The organism is Streptomyces sp. NPDC088732, assembly GCF_044751205.1.
In the GTDB taxonomy this organism is placed as follows: domain Bacteria; phylum Actinomycetota; class Actinomycetes; order Streptomycetales; family Streptomycetaceae; genus Actinacidiphila.
Window position 1 is genome coordinate 88,826 of record NZ_JBIVLI010000026.1, and the last position, 16,513, is coordinate 105,338.

General features: G+C 73.4%; 17 protein-coding genes. 11 read left to right on the forward strand and 6 right to left on the reverse strand.

Annotated features, from left to right (window positions below):
* Together ACIP9H_RS34565 and ACIP9H_RS34570 are read left to right on the forward strand one after the other, a co-directional pair.
* Positions 1–639, forward strand: coding sequence for a CGNR zinc finger domain-containing protein (locus ACIP9H_RS34565; RefSeq protein ID WP_401585800.1), 639 nt, complete (start codon positions 1–3; stop codon positions 637–639).
* Between the two features lie 81 nt (positions 640–720).
* Positions 721–1,476: a glucose 1-dehydrogenase gene (locus ACIP9H_RS34570; protein ID WP_401585802.1), complete on the forward strand. Its 756-nt coding sequence runs from the start codon at positions 721–723 to the stop codon at positions 1,474–1,476.
* A gap of 15 nt (positions 1,477–1,491) precedes the next feature.
* Here the strand turns inward: ACIP9H_RS34570 and ACIP9H_RS34575 are convergent, their stop codons facing one another.
* Complete coding sequence (locus ACIP9H_RS34575) at positions 1,492–1,785, reverse strand: putative quinol monooxygenase (protein ID WP_401585804.1); 294 nt, start codon at positions 1,783–1,785, stop codon at positions 1,492–1,494.
* A 164-nt stretch (positions 1,786–1,949) separates the two neighbouring features.
* On the opposite strand from ACIP9H_RS34575, the gene ACIP9H_RS34580 reads away from it, so the two are divergent.
* Positions 1,950–3,320 (forward strand): MFS transporter, encoded by a 1,371-nt coding sequence (locus ACIP9H_RS34580; protein WP_401963035.1) that lies wholly within the window; start codon positions 1,950–1,952, stop codon positions 3,318–3,320.
* Here ACIP9H_RS34580 and ACIP9H_RS34585 read toward each other — a convergent pair.
* Positions 3,280–3,741, reverse strand: coding sequence for a MaoC/PaaZ C-terminal domain-containing protein (locus ACIP9H_RS34585; RefSeq protein ID WP_401585810.1), 462 nt, complete (start codon positions 3,739–3,741; stop codon positions 3,280–3,282). The genes ACIP9H_RS34580 and ACIP9H_RS34585 overlap by 41 nt on opposite strands.
* A gap of 73 nt (positions 3,742–3,814) precedes the next feature.
* Positions 3,815–4,429, reverse strand: coding sequence for a TetR/AcrR family transcriptional regulator (locus tag ACIP9H_RS34590; protein WP_401585812.1), 615 nt, complete (start codon positions 4,427–4,429; stop codon positions 3,815–3,817).
* A gap of 145 nt (positions 4,430–4,574) precedes the next feature.
* Here ACIP9H_RS34590 and ACIP9H_RS34595 point away from each other — a divergent pair, with 145 nt between their 5' ends.
* The 5 genes from ACIP9H_RS34595 (at position 4,575) to ACIP9H_RS34615 (ending at position 9,950) form a co-directional block, all read left to right on the forward strand.
* Positions 4,575–5,339, forward strand: coding sequence for an SDR family oxidoreductase (locus tag ACIP9H_RS34595; RefSeq protein WP_401585814.1), 765 nt, complete (start codon positions 4,575–4,577; stop codon positions 5,337–5,339).
* Positions 5,340–5,471: 132 nt separating this feature from the next.
* Positions 5,472–6,395: an SDR family NAD(P)-dependent oxidoreductase gene (locus ACIP9H_RS34600; protein ID WP_401585816.1), complete on the forward strand. Its 924-nt coding sequence runs from the start codon at positions 5,472–5,474 to the stop codon at positions 6,393–6,395.
* A gap of 190 nt (positions 6,396–6,585) precedes the next feature.
* Positions 6,586–8,178, forward strand: coding sequence for a multicopper oxidase family protein (locus ACIP9H_RS34605; RefSeq protein WP_401963038.1), 1,593 nt, complete (start codon positions 6,586–6,588; stop codon positions 8,176–8,178).
* Positions 8,179–8,221: 43 nt separating this feature from the next.
* Positions 8,222–9,064 carry an MBL fold metallo-hydrolase gene (locus ACIP9H_RS34610; protein ID WP_401963039.1) on the forward strand — a complete coding sequence of 281 codons (843 nt, stop codon included), beginning with the start codon at positions 8,222–8,224 and terminating at the stop codon, positions 9,062–9,064.
* Positions 9,065–9,617: 553 nt separating this feature from the next.
* Positions 9,618–9,950 carry a tetratricopeptide repeat protein gene (locus ACIP9H_RS34615; RefSeq protein WP_401585825.1) on the forward strand — a complete coding sequence of 111 codons (333 nt, stop codon included), beginning with the start codon at positions 9,618–9,620 and terminating at the stop codon, positions 9,948–9,950.
* 28 nt (positions 9,951–9,978) lie between these two features.
* Here ACIP9H_RS34615 and ACIP9H_RS34620 read toward each other — a convergent pair whose 3' ends face one another.
* Together ACIP9H_RS34620 and ACIP9H_RS34625 are read right to left on the reverse strand one after the other, a co-directional pair.
* On the reverse strand, positions 9,979–10,194 hold the full coding sequence (locus ACIP9H_RS34620) for a hypothetical protein (protein ID WP_401585828.1): 216 nt from the start codon (positions 10,192–10,194) through the stop codon (positions 9,979–9,981).
* A gap of 107 nt (positions 10,195–10,301) precedes the next feature.
* On the reverse strand, positions 10,302–11,042 hold the full coding sequence (locus ACIP9H_RS34625) for a VOC family protein (RefSeq protein ID WP_401963041.1): 741 nt from the start codon (positions 11,040–11,042) through the stop codon (positions 10,302–10,304).
* Positions 11,043–11,197: 155 nt separating this feature from the next.
* On the opposite strand from ACIP9H_RS34625, the gene ACIP9H_RS34630 reads away from it, so the two are divergent.
* From ACIP9H_RS34630 to ACIP9H_RS34640, 3 genes are all read left to right on the forward strand, one after another.
* On the forward strand, positions 11,198–14,227 hold the full coding sequence (locus tag ACIP9H_RS34630; RefSeq protein ID WP_401963043.1) for a glycosyl hydrolase: 3,030 nt from the start codon (positions 11,198–11,200) through the stop codon (positions 14,225–14,227).
* Positions 14,228–14,288: 61 nt separating this feature from the next.
* Positions 14,289–14,939 (forward strand): LysE family translocator, encoded by a 651-nt coding sequence (locus tag ACIP9H_RS34635; protein WP_401586503.1) that lies wholly within the window; start codon positions 14,289–14,291, stop codon positions 14,937–14,939.
* A 70-nt stretch (positions 14,940–15,009) separates the two neighbouring features.
* Positions 15,010–15,384 carry a VOC family protein gene (locus tag ACIP9H_RS34640; protein ID WP_401963045.1) on the forward strand — a complete coding sequence of 125 codons (375 nt, stop codon included), beginning with the start codon at positions 15,010–15,012 and terminating at the stop codon, positions 15,382–15,384.
* A 19-nt stretch (positions 15,385–15,403) separates the two neighbouring features.
* Here ACIP9H_RS34640 and ACIP9H_RS34645 read toward each other — a convergent pair whose 3' ends face one another.
* A complete protein-coding gene (locus tag ACIP9H_RS34645) occupies positions 15,404–16,486 on the reverse strand; it encodes an aldo/keto reductase (protein ID WP_401585838.1) in 1,083 nt (360 codons plus the stop codon).
* Positions 16,487–16,513 lie beyond the last annotated feature (27 nt).

Genomic DNA, 16,513 nt, shown 5'->3' on the forward strand with positions numbered 1-16,513 from the left:
ATGAGCGTGGAAGTCCCGGCCACCCCGCGGACCCGGATCACCGCCAAGGCAAGGTCCCTGCGGTTCGACTCCGGCTCGCTGTCGCTCGACCTGGTCGCCACCGTCGGGCGCAGGCCCAGCACGCCCGTCGAACGCCTCGACGGTCCCGAGCGCCTGCGCGAATGGTGCGCGGGGGTCGGCCTCGCCCCGAGGGACGAGGAGGACCCGGCCGCACTCCTCGCCGCACTGCGCGAACTGCGCGGCGCCGCCCACGACGTCGTCACGGCCCACCTGGACGACCGCGCCCCGCGACCGGAATCCGTGGACCTGGTCAACGCGCTGGCCCGGGTCGCCCCGCCGGCGCCCCGGCTGCGGACCGACGCGCGGGGACGGCTCGCACACCCGCCCGCTCCGCGGCTGACGGCGGCGGAACTGCTGTCCGCCGTGGCCCGCGACCTGATCGCCGTGATGGCCGATCCGCGCACCCGGGCCCTGCTGCGGACCTGCGACGCGGAGATCTGCCGCATGATCTATCTCGACAACGGCGCCGGCAAGGGCAGGCCGCGCAAGTGGTGCTCCATGGACCGCTGCGGCAACAGCGCCAAGGCGGCACGCCACCGGCAGCGCACGGCGGCCCCCGGCCCGGCCGCCCGTTCCTGAGCCCGCCGCGGTCGCCGGTCCTCAGCACCCGCTGCGACGATGGGAAGGCGATGGCCGACCCTGAGCGGACGGGAGCGAACCATGGGAGAACTCACCGGCAGGACGGCGGTCGTCACCGGCGGCACGACGGGCATCGGCCTGGCGACGGCACGGCGGTTCGCGGAGGAGGGCGCCCTCGTCTTCGTCACCGGCCGGCGTCAGGAGGCCCTCGACGCCGCCGTCGCCGCGATCGGCGGCGACACCGTGGGCGTGCGCGGCGACGTGTCCGATCTCGCCGACATCGACCGCCTGTACGCCGCCGTCACCGAGCGCGGCCGGCAGGTGGACGTGATCTTCGCCAACGCGGGCACCGGCCGGACGCTGCTGCTGGAGGAGGTCACCGAGGAGTACTTCGACGCGACCTTCGCCGCCAACGTCAAGGGCGTGTTCTTCACCGTCCAGAAGGCACTGCCCCTCCTTCCCCGGGGTGCCTCGATCGTCATCAACGCCTCCACCGAGCGGACCGCGGCCAAGGAGGGCCTGAGCGTCTACTCCGCCACCAAGGGCGCGCTGCGCACCCTCACCCGCTCCCTCGCCAACGAACTGCGCCACCGCGGCGTCCGGGTCAACGCGGTCAGCCCCGGCCCGGTCGAGACCCCGGGCCTCGGAGGCCTGGCGCCCGACCCGAACGAGAAGGACGCCTTCCAGTCCGCCCTGGCCCAGGGCGTTCCCCTCGGCCGGCTCGGCCGGCCCGAGGAGGTGGCGGAGGCGGTGCTCTTCCTGGCGTCCGACCGCAGTTCCTTCACCACCGGCGGCGAGATCTACGTGGACGGCGGGATCAACCAGTTCCAGACCTGACACGGCGTCCCGGGGCTATTCGCCGGCCTCGTAGGTCGCGACCACCCGGCTGACCAGCAGGGGTGCGATCCGCCGCAGGACCAAGTCCTTGAAGTGGAGGGAGTCGCGGTGGGCCGCGAAGGCCCGCGGGGAGTCGTACCGCTCCAGGAGCACGACGTCCCGCGCGTCACCGAGCGCGTGGAAGACCTCGAAGGAGATGTTGCCCGGTTCCGCGCGGCTCGCCTCGGCCAGCGCGGGGAGCAGGGCGAACACCTCGTCCTCGTGACCCTCGGAGACGGTGTAGCGGGCGATGACCTGCAACTCGGGCATCGGGGCACCTTTGCGGTCGGGCGGCGGGGCAGCGGGGCGACAGGGTGCGGTGACCAGCGGAGCACCCGCCCCACTCATCATCACCGGGGACGGGTAACGGGGCAGTTCCGAGGGAATGTGGTTGTTACACCTATATAGCCCCGTCCCTCACCTCCCAGGTGCCGATGCCGCTCACCCACCGATCCGACCCGCCCGACCCGCCCGACCCGTCCGGCCGCCCCGGCGGCCGGCCCAGCGCCGGCCCGCGCGACCGGGCCGTGCCTGCGGCGGGGCAGGCCCCGTCCGGACGGCTCGTCCTGCTCCTGGCGACCGCGTGCGGGCTGACGGTCGCCAATCTCTACTACGCCCAGCCGCTGCTGGCCGTGCTGCGGCAGTCGCTGCACATCAGCGAGCTGACGGCCGGCACGCTGATCACCGTCGGCCAGGCGGGCTACGCGGCCGGCATGATCCTCCTGGTGCCGCTCGGCGACCGCGTCGAGAACCGGCGGCTGACCACGATCCTGCTGGCCGTCGCCACGGCGGCGTGCGTCGCCGCGGGGACGGCACCCGGGTTCGGGGTACTCGCCGGGGCGCTGCTGGTCGCCGGCGCGGTGTCCGTCGTCGCCCAGATCCTGGTGCCCTTCGCCGCCGGACTCGCCCCGGACCATCTGCGCGGGCGCGTCGTGGGCCGGGTGATGAGCGGGCTGCTGACCGGCATCCTGCTCTCCCGCACCCTGAGCAGCCTGATCACCGATGCCGCGGGGTGGCGTGCGGTCTACCTGCTCTCGGCGGGGCTGATGGCCGTCCTCGCGGTGACACTGCGCGGGGCGCTCCCCAGCCGGCCGCCGCCGGCCACCCTGCCGTACGGGCGCCTGCTGCGCTCCACCGCCGGGCTGCTGCGCCGGCACGGGGTCCTGCGCCGGCGGGCGCTGTACCAGTCACTGATGTTCGGCGGGTTCAGCGCGTTCTGGACGACGGTCTCGTACGTGCTCACCGGGCCGCCCTTCCACTACTCGCAGATCGGGGTGGCCCTGTTCGCGCTGGCCGGGGCGGGGGGCGCGGCCGTGGCACCCCTGGCCGGCCACTGGGCAGACCACGGACTGACCCGGCCGATGACGGCCGCCGCCTTCGCCACCGGCGCGCTCGCGTTCGTCCTGGCCGGTCTCGGCCGGCACGAGATCCTGCTGCTCGCACCAGCCGCCGTACTGATCGACATGGCCGTCCAGACCTCCCTTGTGCTCGGTCAGCACACGGTCTACCAGCTCGCCCCCACCGCCCGTGCCCGGCTGAACAGCGCGTACATCGCGGTGTTCTTCGTCGGCGGCGCGCTGGGGTCCCAACTCGGCTCCGTCGCCTACCACCTGGGCGGCTGGGACGCGCTGACCGGCTTCGGTGCCGGGCTGCTCGCCCTCGGGCTGCTGCTGCAGGCGCCGGCGCTGCTGCCGCGAGGCAAGCACGCCGAGAACGCCGAGAACGCCGAGAACACTGAGGACCCCGAGAACACCGCGGACGGCGTCAGTGCTCGCCGTCCCCGGCGGGACGCAAGGCGACCATGAGGTCGATGTTCCCCTCCTGGGCCACCTCGTCGCGCTGATTGAGCAGTGCGAACCTGCGGTTCAGGATGCCCGCGTCGCCCCGGCCGGTCAGGCGGGTGGCCAGGATCGCGACGCGGCAGCGCACGGTGTCGCCGACCAGCAGCGGCCTGCGGAAGCGCCAGTCGTCGATGCCGAGGAGGGCGATCGAGCTGCCCTCGAAGACGCCCAGCCGCGAGGCGAGCCCCATCGCCACGGAGACGCCGAGCAGCCCGTGGGCGATCCGCTCGCCGAAGCGCGTGCCCGCGGCGAAGGCGGCGTCGGTGTGGACGGGGTTGGTGTCCCAGCTCCACGCGGCGAAGGAGGCCACGTCGGACTCGGTGAGCGTACGGCCCTGGGTCGTGAACTCCTGGCCCGCGTGGAAGTCCTCGAAGTACAGCGGCATGTCGGCTCCCGGTGCCTGCAGCGGTCCAGTCCAGTGGCGGTGCGGGGTTCAGCGTAGGACGGGGACGGGGGCGCTACGCACCGCCGCCCCGGGTTCCGATGCCGGCCATCAGATTGGCGACCAGGGCGACCGCGAACTCCTCGGTGAGGGGCTCGTCGGGGATCAGCAGGCGGTGGTAGCAGGCTCCCCACAGCTGGTCGACGAGGACCTGCGGGTCGACCTCGGGGCGGATCTGGCCGCGCTGCTGCGCCCGGCCGATCGCCTCTGCGGCGAACGCGCGCCGGGGGCCCGAGTAGTGCTCCCGGAAGGCCGCCGACAGGTCAGGGTCGGTCTGCGCCTGCCCGACCAGTTCGACGACGATCCGCCCGGCGCGGGTGCCGGTCATCAGGCGCACGAAGGCACGCAGCTGGGCGGTGAGGTCCGCGGCGATGTCGCCGGTGTCGGGGAAGGCCAGCGTGCCGCGGACCGCGGCGAAGTAGCCGTCCAGCGCGAGCGCTCCCTTGGAGGGCCACCACTTGTAGATGGTCATCTTGCTGGCACCGGCGGCGTTGGCCACCCGCTCGATGGTGAACGCGGCCATGCCGTCGGCGAGCAGCAGCTTGCCCGCGGCCTCGAGGATGTCGGCGCGTACTTCGTCGGCCGGCCTGCGGCCGCGGCCGCGGCGGACGGGCTCTGATGCTGATGTCATGACGGTCCTCTTCCTCGGTCCAGGGTCTCGGGAACATTTTATATGGACGCAGCGTCTACATGTGTGCTTATATGGACCTCGCGTCCATAAAACGCTTCCGCAGCCGCCCGGCCACGGAAGTCCCACACCGGAAGGACCCCTTGCCATGAGCACCTCCGCCACCTCCGCCGCCGCCACCTCCACCACCGACCGGGTCGCGATCGTCACCGGTGGCTCCGGTGGTATCGGCCGGGCCGCGGCCGAGCGCCTCGCCGCCGACGGCATGAAGGTCGTCATCGGCTACGCGGGCGGCCCCGGCCGCGCCAAGGAGGCCGTCGAGGCCGTGGTCGCCGCCGGCGGCACCGCGATGGCCGTCCGGGCCGACGTGGCGGACGAGGACGAGGTCGCCGCCCTGTTCGACCAGGCCGAGCAGGCCTACGGCGGCGTCGACGTGGTGGTGAACACCGCCGGGGTCATGCTGCTGAGCCCGCTGGCGGAACTGGACTTCGCCGACTTCGACCGGATGCACCGCACCAATGTGCGCGGCACCTTCGTGGTCAGCCAGCAGGCCGCGCGGCGCGTGCGCGCCGGCGGTGCCATCATCAACTTCTCGACCAGCGTGACCAAGCTCGCGCTGCCGGGCTACACCGCCTACGCCGCCACCAAGGGCGCGGTGGACGCCATGACGCTGATCCTCGCCCGCGAATTGCGCGGCCGCGACATCACCGCCAACGCCGTCGCCCCCGGCCCGACCGCCAGCCCGCTGTTCCTGGAGGGCAAGGACCAGGCCACCATCGACCGCCTCTCCTCGGTCTCCGCCTTCGGGCGCCTGGGGACCCCTCAGGACGCCGCCGAGGTCGTCTCGTTCCTCGCCGGACCGGGCCGCTGGGTCAACGGCCAGGTCATCTACACCAACGGCGGAGCCATCTGACGGCCCCCGCACCGCCGGACCCGCTCCACCGGTCGCACCCCTCGATCCCTTCATCCCCTTCACCCCCTCGCCCACCGGCCCCGGCACACCGCCGCCGGGGCCGGGCCCCACCCGCTCCAAGGAGTCGTTCACATGTCCTCCACCATCCTCATCACCGGCGCCGGCTCCGGATTCGGCGCACTGACCGCCCACGCCCTGGCCGCCGCCGGCCACACCGTCTACGCGAGCATGCGCGACATCGAGGGCCGCAACGCCGCCCGCGCGGAGGCGGTCCGCGAGCGCGCCGCCCGCGAGGGCATCGACCTGCGCGTGGTCGAACTCGACGTGCTCGACCAGGGAAGCGCCGACCGTGCCGTGGCCCGCGTCGTGGCGGAGACCGGCCGGCTCGACGTGCTCGTGCACAACGCCGGGCACATGGTGCTCGGCCCCGCGGAGGCCTTCACCCCCCAGCAGTTGGCCGAGGTCTACGACACCAATGTGCTGGGCACCCAGCGCGTCAACCGGGCCGCCCTGCCCCTGCTGCGCGAGCAGGGCCACGGCCTGCTGCTGTGGGTCGGCTCCTCCAGCACCCGCGGCGGCACCCCGCCGTACCTCGCCCCGTACTTCGCGGCGAAGGCCGCCATGGACGCGCTGGCCGTGAGCTACGCCGCCGAACTCGCCCGTTTCGGCATCGAGTCGACGATCGTCGTCCCGGGTGCCTTCACCAGCGGCACCGACCACTTCGCCAACGCGGGGTACGCCGCCGACCGTGCCGTCGCGGAGGCGTACGAGGCGCGGTACGCGGGCATGACGGACCAGGTCGGCCGGGCGCTCGCGGCGATGACCCCCGAGGACGCCGATGTCGCCGACGTGGCACGGGAGATCGTCCGCGTGGTCGGCCTGCCCGCGGGCAGCCGCCCCTTCCGCACCCACATCGACCCCGCCGACGACGGGTCCGAGGTCGTGTCGGTCGTCGCGGACCACATCCGTGAGCGCTTCTACCACCGCCTCGGCCTGCCGGACCTGCTGGGCCCGGTCCTCGCCCCGGCGGCCGAGGAGCGCCCGCCGTCGGCGTGAGGCACCGTACGACCGCTGCCCCTGGTCCGGGTTCCCGCGCGAGCGGGGCCCGGACCAGGGGCTTTTAGTGCGTTCATATGTCTATTCGCCGGGCGGGACGGGTGTCGTCCTGGCACGCGTGTCCCACCCTTTCGTGTGTACGGTGCAGCCCTATGCTGACGAAAGCCGCAAAACGATCAAATCGGCGTGGATGGGAGCCAACGTGATCCGAGGTATCGACCGGCGCCGCTTTCTCGCCACAGGTGCGGCAGCGGTCATCGGGGCGGGGGTGGCGGCACGTGCCACGGCCCTGTCCCCCGCCGACGTGCCGCCAGGCGGCGTCCTGCGGAGCAAGGCCCCGCTTCCCCGCCCCTACCAGGTGCCGCTGCCGATCCCCGCGGCGCCGCCGCCGCTGCAGAGCGCGGGCGGCACCGACACGTTCCAGATCGTGCAACGCGAGGCGAAGCTGGAGATCCTGCCGGGCCTGCGCACGAGCTGCTGGACGTACAACGGCACCTTCCCCGGGCCCACGATCATGTCCCGCGCCGGGCGGCGCACCATCGTGCGGCACCGCAACGAGCTGCCGCAGCCGACCGTCGTCCATCTGCACGGCGGCCACACCCCGTCGGAGAGCGACGGGTACCCGATCGACCTGACGATGCCCGTCAACAGCCGCCTGTCCGTCGAGGACGCGATGGCGGGCATGGACGACATGGGCGAGACGCACGGCAACATCGCCTACGGCGAGCGCACGTACACGTATCCCATGCAGCAGCGCGCGTCCACCATGTGGTATCACGACCACCGCATGGGCTACACAGGATCGGCCGTCTGGCACGGCATGGCGGGCTTCCACCTGCTCGGCGACGACGAGGACGGCGCCCTCGCCCTCCCCCGCGGCGAGCGGGACATCCCCCTCATGATCACCGACCGGGCCTTCGAGGCGGACGGTTCGCTGATGTACCCGGGCGACCCGGGCATGCACGCCCCCGGCGTCTCGCGCAACCACACCGCCGGCGTCCAGGGCGACGTCATCCTGGTCAACGGGGCCCCCTGGCCCGTGCACCGGGTCCAACGCGGCCGCTACCGGCTCCGGTTGCTCAACGCCTCCAACGTCCGCTACTACAAGCTCGCGCTCGACCCGCCGCCGCCCGGCGGCAAGGGCCTGGTGCAGATCGGCAGCGACGGCGGCCTGCTGGAGCACTCCCTCGCCCACGACAACCTGCGGCTGGCACCCGGTGAGCGCTTCGACATCGTCGTGGACTTCTCCCGCTACCGGCCCGGCACCAAGGTCCGGGTGGTGAACCACTTCGGCAGCCGGACCACCGCCGACGTCATGCGCTTCGACGTCTCGCCGTCCACGCGGGCCGTCCACGACGACGCCCGCGTCCCCGACCGGCTGGCGATGCGGGCCGAGACCGTCCTCGACCCCGCGAAGGCAGTCGCCACCCGGACCTTCGAGTTCCGGCACTCGGGCCGCAAGGGCTGGACGATCAACGGCAAGCCCTATCTGCCGGGCCGCTCACTGACCCGCGCGAAGCTCGGGACCGTGGAGATCTGGCGCTTCAGATCGGTCTTCTTCCACTCGATCCATGTGCACCTCGACCCCTTCCGCGTGGTGTCCCGCAACGGCAAGGCACCCGGGCCGTTCGACCACGGCTGGAAGGACACGATCGCCATGGGGCCCGGGGAGACCGTCGACGTGGCCGTCCGCTTCACCGACTACACCGGCCACTTCATGCTCCACTGCCACAACCTGGAGCACGAGGACATGGCCATGATGGCCGACTTCTCGACCTACTAGGGCCGCCTGGTCACCGGTCCGCGAAAGAGAGGCGGGTGCCGCCGTGGCCCCTCGCATCAGTCCCGAGCGCCGGGCGTGCGCGGTCTGCGTCGTCGGCGGCCCCACCGTCGTCCTCGACATCGGGGGGCTGCGGCTGGTGACCGACCCCACCTTCGACGAGGCCGGGGAGCACGGATACCTCACCAAGACCGCCGGGCCGGCCGTCCACGAGGACGAACTCGGCCCCGTGGACGCCGTCCTGGTCAGCCACGACCTCCACCCCGACAACCTCGACGTGCGCGGCCGGGCCTTTGCCCTGGCGTCCTCGCTGGTGCTCACCGGGCCCGCGTCCGCGCGCCGGCTCGGGCACCCCGCCCGCGGTCTCGCGGTCTGGGAGAGCGTGGAGTTGCCCCGGCCCGGCGGGGACACCGTCACCGTTCACGCGGTGCCGGCGCAGCACGGTCCTGACGACGGCGAACGGGACGAGCAGGGCCAGGTGAACTGCGAGGTCACCGGCTTCGTCGTGAGCGGCACGGGACTGCCCACGGTGTACGTCAGCGGCGACAACGCCTCCGTCGGCGTCGTCGCCGAGATCGCCCGGCGCATGCCGCCCGTCGACATCGCCGTGCTCTTCATGGGCGGCGCGCGGGTGCCCGTACGCAGCCGCAACCGCCCGCTGACGCTGACCGCGGAGCGCGCGAGCGCGGCGGCCTCCGTCCTGGGCTCGCTCCTCGTGGTCCCCGCGCACTGCGACAGCTGGGCCCACTTCACCGAGGACCGCGCCGACATCGACCGGGCCTTCGACGACGCGGGGCTCGCCGCGCGGCTGCGCTCCGCGGAGAACGGCGTATGGATCGACCTCGGCTCGCCGGGGCTCTCCGGGGCGGACCGATGCGCCACGCGGTAGCGGCGGGCGGTTCATCGCGCGCTCCGCGTGCGGGCCCGGCGCGCGGCGCGCACGCGGGCAGCGAAGCGGCATATTGCCCGGCCACGTCCGGTCCGGGTCACGTCGCCCGGCAGGGGCCTGCGCCGTCCGAGGCCGCACGCTCACGCTCACGGACGTGGCCGCCCGCGCCCTCGACGCCGTCGCCGACCACCGGCGGCGCGCGGCGCGCGCCGCGCGCCCCCCCCCCGGTGTCACACCCCCCCACCCCCACGACAGATACGACCCCAGGGCGGGAACAAACGACACACCGGGCGGGTGGGCCCCCGCACCCGCACCGGGCGGGGCCCCCCCGCGCCCTCCCGGCCGCCGCCCCCCACGGGGGGCTCGCGGCGCGCGCCGCGCCCCGCCGCCCGTGTGACACACGCCACCTCGCCAAGGACAGATCCGACCCAAGGGCGGAACAAACGGACACTCCGGGCGGTTGGCACCCCTGTCGGTCGTGGGACCGGCGACCACCCACCACTCGGAGGGGCGCTGTCACGACAGCGACGTCGGAAACGGAAAGGGCCCCCGCATGAACAGCTCGACTGCGGAGACGTTCAAACGAGCGACGCTCTACTTCAACGGCCAGCACTACAGGGCGGCCGCGAAGGAACTGAGCGGCATCGTGGAGGCGGCGCCCCGCAACCTGGCGGTTCGCATGCTCCTGGCGCGGTCCTACTACTACTCCGCCCAGTTCACCAAGGCGGAGAAGGAACTCCGGCACATTCTGCGCACCGAGCCGAACGACCCCCACGCGCACCTGCTGCTGGGCCGCTCGCTGGAGCGCCTGGGGCGCAGCGCGGAGGCGCGGCCCCATCTGCGGCTGGCGGACGCGATGACGGCCTGGGACCTCATCGTCGTCTGATGTCCTGGCGGCCGGCTTCAGCCGCCGCTCACGCGCAGTAGCGGATGAGCCAGTCCGTGTCCGGGTTCCGGCCGAAACCGGGATCGTTCGGGGCGGCGACGGGCCGGCTCTCGACGGTCTTCTCCAGCGGGACACGCTCGGGCAGCCTGCCGAAACGGGCCTCACGCAGAGCGGCGTCCACAGCGGCCTCGGCGTCGTCGTCGCGCGAGGGCCGCGGGACCTGGGAGTGGGGGTGTGCGCTCATCGTTCCCTCCCTGATCACGAAGTCCGGAGCCCTGCGGCCCGGAACCTCAGGGTACTGCCGCGCCGCTGCGTCCGGACAGGGCGGCCGAGCGCGTCAGGGGCTCCGGATCAGGACGGGGCGAGGACGCAGAACTCATGGCCCTCGGGGTCGGTCAGGCAGGTCCACGGGACGTCCCCCTGGCCGATGTCGAGGTCGCGGGCGCCGAGGGCCCGCAGCCGCTGCGCCTCCGCCGCCTTGTCGTCACCGGGGTACGGCAGCAGGTCGAGGTGGACGCGGTCCGGCACGGTCTTCGGTTCGGGCGTGCGGTAGAAGTCGAGGTACGGACCGCCGGCCGTGGCGGAGCGCAGCACCGCGTGGTCGTCGTTCACCTCGCGCAGGGTCCAGTCCACCGCCTCGCCCCAGAACCGGGCCATGGCCCGGGGATCCGCGCAGTCGACGACCAGGGCGGCGATCGGGCCGGTGTCCCGGTAGACCTCCCGGGGCTCCAGCACGCAGAACTCGTTGCCCTCCGGGTCGGCGAGTACCGCCCACGGGACGTCCCCCTGGCCCACGTCGACGCGTGTCGCGCCGAGCGTCAGGAGGCGGGCGACCAGCTCCTCCTGATGGGCGGCGGACGTGGTGGCGAGATCCAGGTGCAGCCGGTTCTTCGCCGGTGTTTTGGGCTCGGGGACGGGGACGACGTCGATGCCGACGGCGACGGGGTCCGGCCAGGCGAAGCCCTCGCCGGGTCCGACGTAGGTGGTCGCGCCGGGCCGGAAGACGTTCCAGCCGAGCGCCTCCGCCCAGAACCGGCCGACCGCCAAGTGATCACGAGCCTTGATGTTCACCTGCACGGGTCGCAGTGCCATGGCCGGATCCTATGCGGCCGCCCGCCTGCCCGCCCCCGCACCGCTGCCCGGCGGTGCCGGCGCGCGGGGATCTTGCCGGGCACCGGAACGGGGGGATAGCCTCCGCGTGGTTCACGATTAAAACGTTTCAACACCCTCACGGGAGCCGCGCACCGATGCATGACGACACGAACCGTCCCGAAGGCGCCGGGGTCTCCCGGCGCACCCTGCTCATAGCGACCGCCGTCGCGGGCACGGCGGCCGCCCTCGCCCCCGCCGCCCCGGCGAACGCCGCACCGGCCGCCAGGGGCGAGGCCCCGGGCCGCGGCCAGGGGACCGCCGCGGCCGGGTCGTTCGCGCGGCCCGGCGCGGCCGTCCGGCCGAAGTTCCGGTGGTGGTGGCCGGACGGGCTGGTGGACCCGGACGAGATCAGACGCGAGGTCGACCAGATCGCGGACGCCGGTTTCGGCGGGGCGGAGATCGCCGCCGTCCACCACAGCGTCAAGGACACCTCCGTCCTCGACACCGAGCACCACGGGTGGGGAAGCCCCGCGTGGACCGCGGGCGTGCGCGCGGCGCTGGACCAGGCCCGGCGCCGCGGCATCACCATCGACCTGACGATCGGCCCCAGTTGGCCCGCGGCCGTCCCCGGCATCACACCGGACAGCGAGGCCGCCGTCCAGGAACTCGCCCTCGGCGCCGTCACGGTGGCGGCCGGCGCCGCGTACGACGGCCCTGTCCCGCCGCCCGCCGCGGCACCCGCCTCCGGCGTCACGCGGCAGGAACTCGTAGCGCTGCTGGCCACCCGTGTCGATCCCGCCAACGCCACGCGCAAGGAGACCGGCCTGGACCGCGCGAGCGCCCAGGACCTGACGGCCTCCGCCGGCGGCGGCACCGTGAGCTGGACGGCGCCCGAAGGCGGCGACTGGGTGCTCACGGCCTTCTGGCGGCGCGGCACCGGCCAGACCCCGGAGGGCGGTCCGCACACCGCGCCGACCGCCTACGTCGTCGACCACTTCAGCGCGGCCGGCACGTCCGCCGTCACCGGTTTCTGGGAACGGAACGTGCTCACAAAGGAGTTCCGCGGACTGCTGCGGGCCGCCGGCGGGATGCTGTTCGAGGACTCCCTGGAGATCGAGACCAAGGCGCTGCCGTGGACCCCGGGACTGCCCGCGGCGTTCGAGAGGCGCACCGGCTACGCCCTGCTGCCCGTGCTGCCCGTCGTCGCGATGTCGGGCGGCAACCAGGTGTACGCGTACGACACCGTCGCCACCCGGCAGATCCGGCACGATTTCTGGGACACCGTCAGCGAGCTGTACACCACGCACCATCTGACCGCGCTGCGCGACTGGGCGCACCCGCTCGGCCTCGGGCTGCGCGCCCAGCCGTACGGACTGCAGACCGACGCCATCGCCTCGGCCGCGCTGCTGGACATCCCCGAGGGCGAGTCGCTGGGCTTCAAGAACCTGGACGACTTCCGCTGCCTGGCCGGCGGCCGCGACATGGCCGGGCACACGGTCCTGTCGTGCGAGGCGGGCGCCTACACCGGCTCCGCCTACAGCACGACCTGGGAGAAGTTCCTGCGCACGATGGGCGGCGCCTACGCCGCGGGCGTCAACCAGACCGTGGTGCACGGCTTCTCGTACGCCACGCTCCCCGGGGTGAAGTGGCCGGGCTACGCGGCCTTCACGCCGTACAACGGCACGGTCGGGTACGGCGAGTCGTGGGGGCCGCGCCATCCGACGTGGCGGCACATCGGGGACGTCTCCGGCTATCTGTCGCGCGTGCACCACGTGACGCAGCGGGGCACCGCACGGGCGGACGTCGCGGTGTTCCGGCAGACCGGTTACACCGCCACCGGTATCGGGGCGTCCTGGTTCACCTCGACGGGGATTCCGCTGGGCTGGACGCACCAGTTCCTCAGCGGGCCGCTGCTCGACCTGCCCTCGGCCCGGGTGCGGGACGGGCGGCTGGCACCCGACGGGCCCGCGTACCGGGCGCTGTTCGTGGAGGCCGACTTCTTCTCGGGCTCCGCCGTCACCCTCACCCCCCGCGACGCGGAGCACCTGCTGCGGCTGACCCGGGCGGGGCTGCCGGTGGTCCTGCTCGGGGACTGGTCCGCGGTGACCACGCCGGGTGTCGCGGACGCCGCGGAACTGGCCGGGCTGCGCTCTGTGGTGGCCGAGTTGCTGGCGCAGCCGCGGGTCCGCCAGATCACTGACAAGACGGCCGTGGGCCAGGCGCTCGCGGACCTCGGCGTCGAGCCGGACGTCCGCTACGCGGCCTCCTCGACGCTGCTGACGATGCACCGGTACGAGGACGGCACCGACTGGTTCTACCTGTGCAACGGCAAGCACGCGGAGACCGTCAAGCCGCCGGTCGCCGCGATCGACCACGAGATCACGGTGCGCGCCACCCGCCCCGGCACCGTGCCGTACCTGCTGGATCCGTGGACAGGCGAGGCCCGGCCGCTCGCACTGTACGGCCGCGACGGCGAGCGGTTCACCTTCCGGGTGGCACTCCAGCCCGCCGAGTCCATGGTCGTCGCGTTCGCCCCGCCCGGGCGGCTCGGCGCCCGGCCCGGACGCGTCCACGCGACCGCCACGGACGCCGGCGACGCACGTTTCGACGGCGGGCGGCTGGTGCTGCGCGCCCGTACGGCCGGCACCTACGCCACGACGCTCTCCGGCGGGGACACCGTGCGGACCGTCGTCGCCGAGGTGCCCGCGGAACGCGAGCTCACCGCGTGGACACTGGACGCGGAGGACTGGCGGCCGGGCGCCGACCCGGACCGCACCGTCGTCGTCCGCCACCGGGTCGAGCTGGAAGCGCTGGCCCCGTGGAACGCGATCCCCGAACTCGCCGACGCCTCCGGCATCGGGCGCTACCGCGCCACCGTCGACCTCGACGGGCCCTGGAGCGGCGGGTACGGCGCCCTCCTCGACCTCGGGGAGGTCACCGACACCTTCCGCGTCACCGTCAACGGCCGCCCCGCACCGGTCACCAGCCTGATCGACCCGGTCGTCGACCTCGGCCCGCTGCTGCGCCGGGGCCGCAACACCGTCGAGGTCGAGGTCGCCACGACGCTCCTCAACCGGCTGCGCGTCAGCGATCCGTCGGTGTACGGGGGCGCCGCCTCGCAGCGCACCGGCCTCGTGGGCCCGGTCCGGCTGATCCCGTACGGGGAGGCGGCGGTACGGAAGTGACGGACGACCGCTGACCCCAGGGGTCACGATGCTGCTTCAATGGCCCGCGGAGGTGAGGACATTGGTGTCCACCGACCGGCTGCTCGCGTTCGCGGCCATGTCCCTGATCGTCATCGTGATCCCGGGTCCCAGCGTGCTCTTCGTGATCGGCAGGGCGCTCGCGCACGGCCGGCGCACCGCGATGGCCTCGGTCCTGGGGAACTTCCTGGGGTCGTACCTGCTCGTGGTGGCCGTCGCGCTCGGCCTCGGCTCGCTGTTCGAGCGTTCCCTGCCGCTCTTCCTGGCCGTCAAACTGGCGGGCGCCGCCTACCTGGTGCATCTCGGCGTGCGTGCCTTCCGGCACCGCGGGGAGATGACGGTCGGCGCGGCGGAGCCCGCGGCCGGGGCCCCGGCGGCGCGCGGGGACCTGCGGACGGTGGCCGACGGCTTCACCGTCGGCGCCACCAACCCCAAGGGCATCGTCTTCTTCGCGGCCGTGCTCCCGCAGTTCGTCGATCCCGCGGCCGGCCATCTCCCTGCCCAGATGCTGCTCCTCGGCGTCATCCCCATCGGGATCGGCCTGGTCACCGACACCTGCTGGGGCCTCACCGCCTCCGCCGCCCGCGCCTGGCTCGGCCGCTCCGAGCGCCGCCTGTCGCTGCTGGGCGGCGCGGGCGGCATCGCCATGATCGGCCTCGGGGTCACGGTCGCGGCCACCGGCCGGTCGGACTGACGCGGCCGGCCGGGCCCGGGCCGGCGGTCCCCCGTTGCGGAAGCCCGGCACGGGCGGCGAGACTCGGCGCATGACCTCCGCGATCCGCCATGTGACGATCGACTGCGCCGATGCCCACCGGCTGGCGAGCTTCTGGTCCCTGGTCCTGAACCGTCCGCTGCACGAGGAGGACGAACCGGGGGACCCGATGGCGCTGGTGCGGACCGACGGGGCCGGGCTGCTCTTCATCACGGTGCCGGAGCCGAAGACCGTCAAGAACCGGGTGCACCTGGACGTGCAGCCGCAGGACCGCACCCGGGACGAGGAGGTCGAGCGGCTGCTCGCCCTCGGCGCCGCGCTGGTCGACGACCGCAGGAACCCGGACGGCACGGGCTGGGTGGTCCTCGCCGACCCCGAGGGCAACGAGTTCTGCGTCGAGCGCAGCGCGGCGGAGCGCGAGGACTGACGGGGCGTCAGCTCTTGCGTCAGTAGCGGACGTCGCTCTGGAGCAGGGGCGGATACACCGTGGAGGACTCGCCGTCCACGGTGGTGCCGCCGAACTGCAGCATCGCCCGCAGCGCGCCGTTCAGCGGTGCCGGGTAGCCGAGGACGGGGGCCGACACCTCGTCCAGCCGCCGCAGGTGGCCGGGGGTGAGGGCGACCTCCAGACCGGCGAGGTTGCTCTCCAGGTGCTCCAGGCGGCGGGCGCCGACGATGGGCACGACCGTGCCCTCGCGGGCGCGCAGCCAGGCGAGCGAGACGGCCGCGGCGGTGGTCCCGAGCTCGTCGGCGATCCCGGTGACCGCGTCGATGACCGTGAAGTCCTCCTCGGTGGGCTCGCCGACGAAGGAGGTACGGGCCGAGTCGGCGGTGCGCGTGCCGCGCCGGTACTTGCCCGACAGGAAGCCGTTCTTCAGCGGGCTCCAGGGCACCAGCGCCATGCCCTGGTCGCGTGCGAGCGGCGCGAGTTCGCCCTCGACGGTGCGGGCCAGCAGCGAGTACTCGACCTGGAGCGCGATCAGCGGGGTCCAGCCCTTGAGCAGGGCGGTCGTCTGGGCCTGGGCGGTCACCCAGGCGGGGGTGTTGGAGAAGCCGATGTAGCGGATCTTGCCGGCCCGGACGAGGTCGTCGAGGGTGCGCATCGTCTCCTCGATCGGCGTGTTCCGGTCCCAATTGTGCAACCAGTACAGGTCGATCCAGTCGGTCCGCAGCCGGCGCAGGGTCTCGTCGAGCTGGGCGATGACCGATCGGCGGCCCGCACCGCCGCCGTTGGGGTCGCCGGGGTGGAGGTTGGTGAAGAACTTCGAGGCCAGCACGGTGCGTTCGCGCCGTCCGGGCCGCGCGGCGAAGAAGTCGCCGAGAATGCTCTCCGCGTGGCCGTTGGTGTAGAAGTTCGCGGTGTCGATGAAGTTCCCGCCCAGGTCGAGATAGGTCGCGAGGATCTTCTCGGACTCCTCGACGCTGCACCCGGCGCCGCCGGGATCCTCCCCGAAGGTCATCGCGCCGAGGGCGAACGGGCTGACCCGCAGCCCGGAGCGGCCGAGGGTGACGTACTGGTCGAGCGGCATGGACATGCTCCCGTGAAGGTCGGAACG

Excerpts from the sequence above, each read along its gene's own strand:
- ACIP9H_RS34615 (WP_401585825.1), top strand. The coding sequence starts at position 9,618 with ATGAACAGCTCGACTGCGGAGACGTTCAAACGAGCGACGCTCTACTTC.
- ACIP9H_RS34640 (WP_401963045.1), top strand. The coding sequence starts at position 15,010 with ATGACCTCCGCGATCCGCCATGTGACGATCGACTGCGCCGATGCCCAC.
- ACIP9H_RS34595 (WP_401585814.1), top strand. The coding sequence starts at position 4,575 with ATGAGCACCTCCGCCACCTCCGCCGCCGCCACCTCCACCACCGACCGG.
- ACIP9H_RS34585 (WP_401585810.1), bottom strand. The coding sequence starts at position 3,741 with ATGCCGCTGTACTTCGAGGACTTCCACGCGGGCCAGGAGTTCACGACC.
- ACIP9H_RS34630 (WP_401963043.1), top strand. The coding sequence starts at position 11,198 with ATGCATGACGACACGAACCGTCCCGAAGGCGCCGGGGTCTCCCGGCGC.
- ACIP9H_RS34590 (WP_401585812.1), bottom strand. The coding sequence starts at position 4,429 with ATGACATCAGCATCAGAGCCCGTCCGCCGCGGCCGCGGCCGCAGGCCG.
- ACIP9H_RS34565 (WP_401585800.1), top strand. The coding sequence starts at position 1 with ATGAGCGTGGAAGTCCCGGCCACCCCGCGGACCCGGATCACCGCCAAG.
- ACIP9H_RS34580 (WP_401963035.1), top strand. The coding sequence starts at position 1,950 with ATGCCGCTCACCCACCGATCCGACCCGCCCGACCCGCCCGACCCGTCC.
- ACIP9H_RS34625 (WP_401963041.1), bottom strand. The coding sequence starts at position 11,042 with ATGGCACTGCGACCCGTGCAGGTGAACATCAAGGCTCGTGATCACTTG.
- ACIP9H_RS34620 (WP_401585828.1), bottom strand. The coding sequence starts at position 10,194 with ATGAGCGCACACCCCCACTCCCAGGTCCCGCGGCCCTCGCGCGACGAC.
- ACIP9H_RS34645 (WP_401585838.1), bottom strand. The coding sequence starts at position 16,486 with ATGCCGCTCGACCAGTACGTCACCCTCGGCCGCTCCGGGCTGCGGGTC.
- ACIP9H_RS34575 (WP_401585804.1), bottom strand. The coding sequence starts at position 1,785 with ATGCCCGAGTTGCAGGTCATCGCCCGCTACACCGTCTCCGAGGGTCAC.
- ACIP9H_RS34600 (WP_401585816.1), top strand. The coding sequence starts at position 5,472 with ATGTCCTCCACCATCCTCATCACCGGCGCCGGCTCCGGATTCGGCGCA.
- ACIP9H_RS34605 (WP_401963038.1), top strand. The coding sequence starts at position 6,586 with ATGGGAGCCAACGTGATCCGAGGTATCGACCGGCGCCGCTTTCTCGCC.
- ACIP9H_RS34570 (WP_401585802.1), top strand. The coding sequence starts at position 721 with ATGGGAGAACTCACCGGCAGGACGGCGGTCGTCACCGGCGGCACGACG.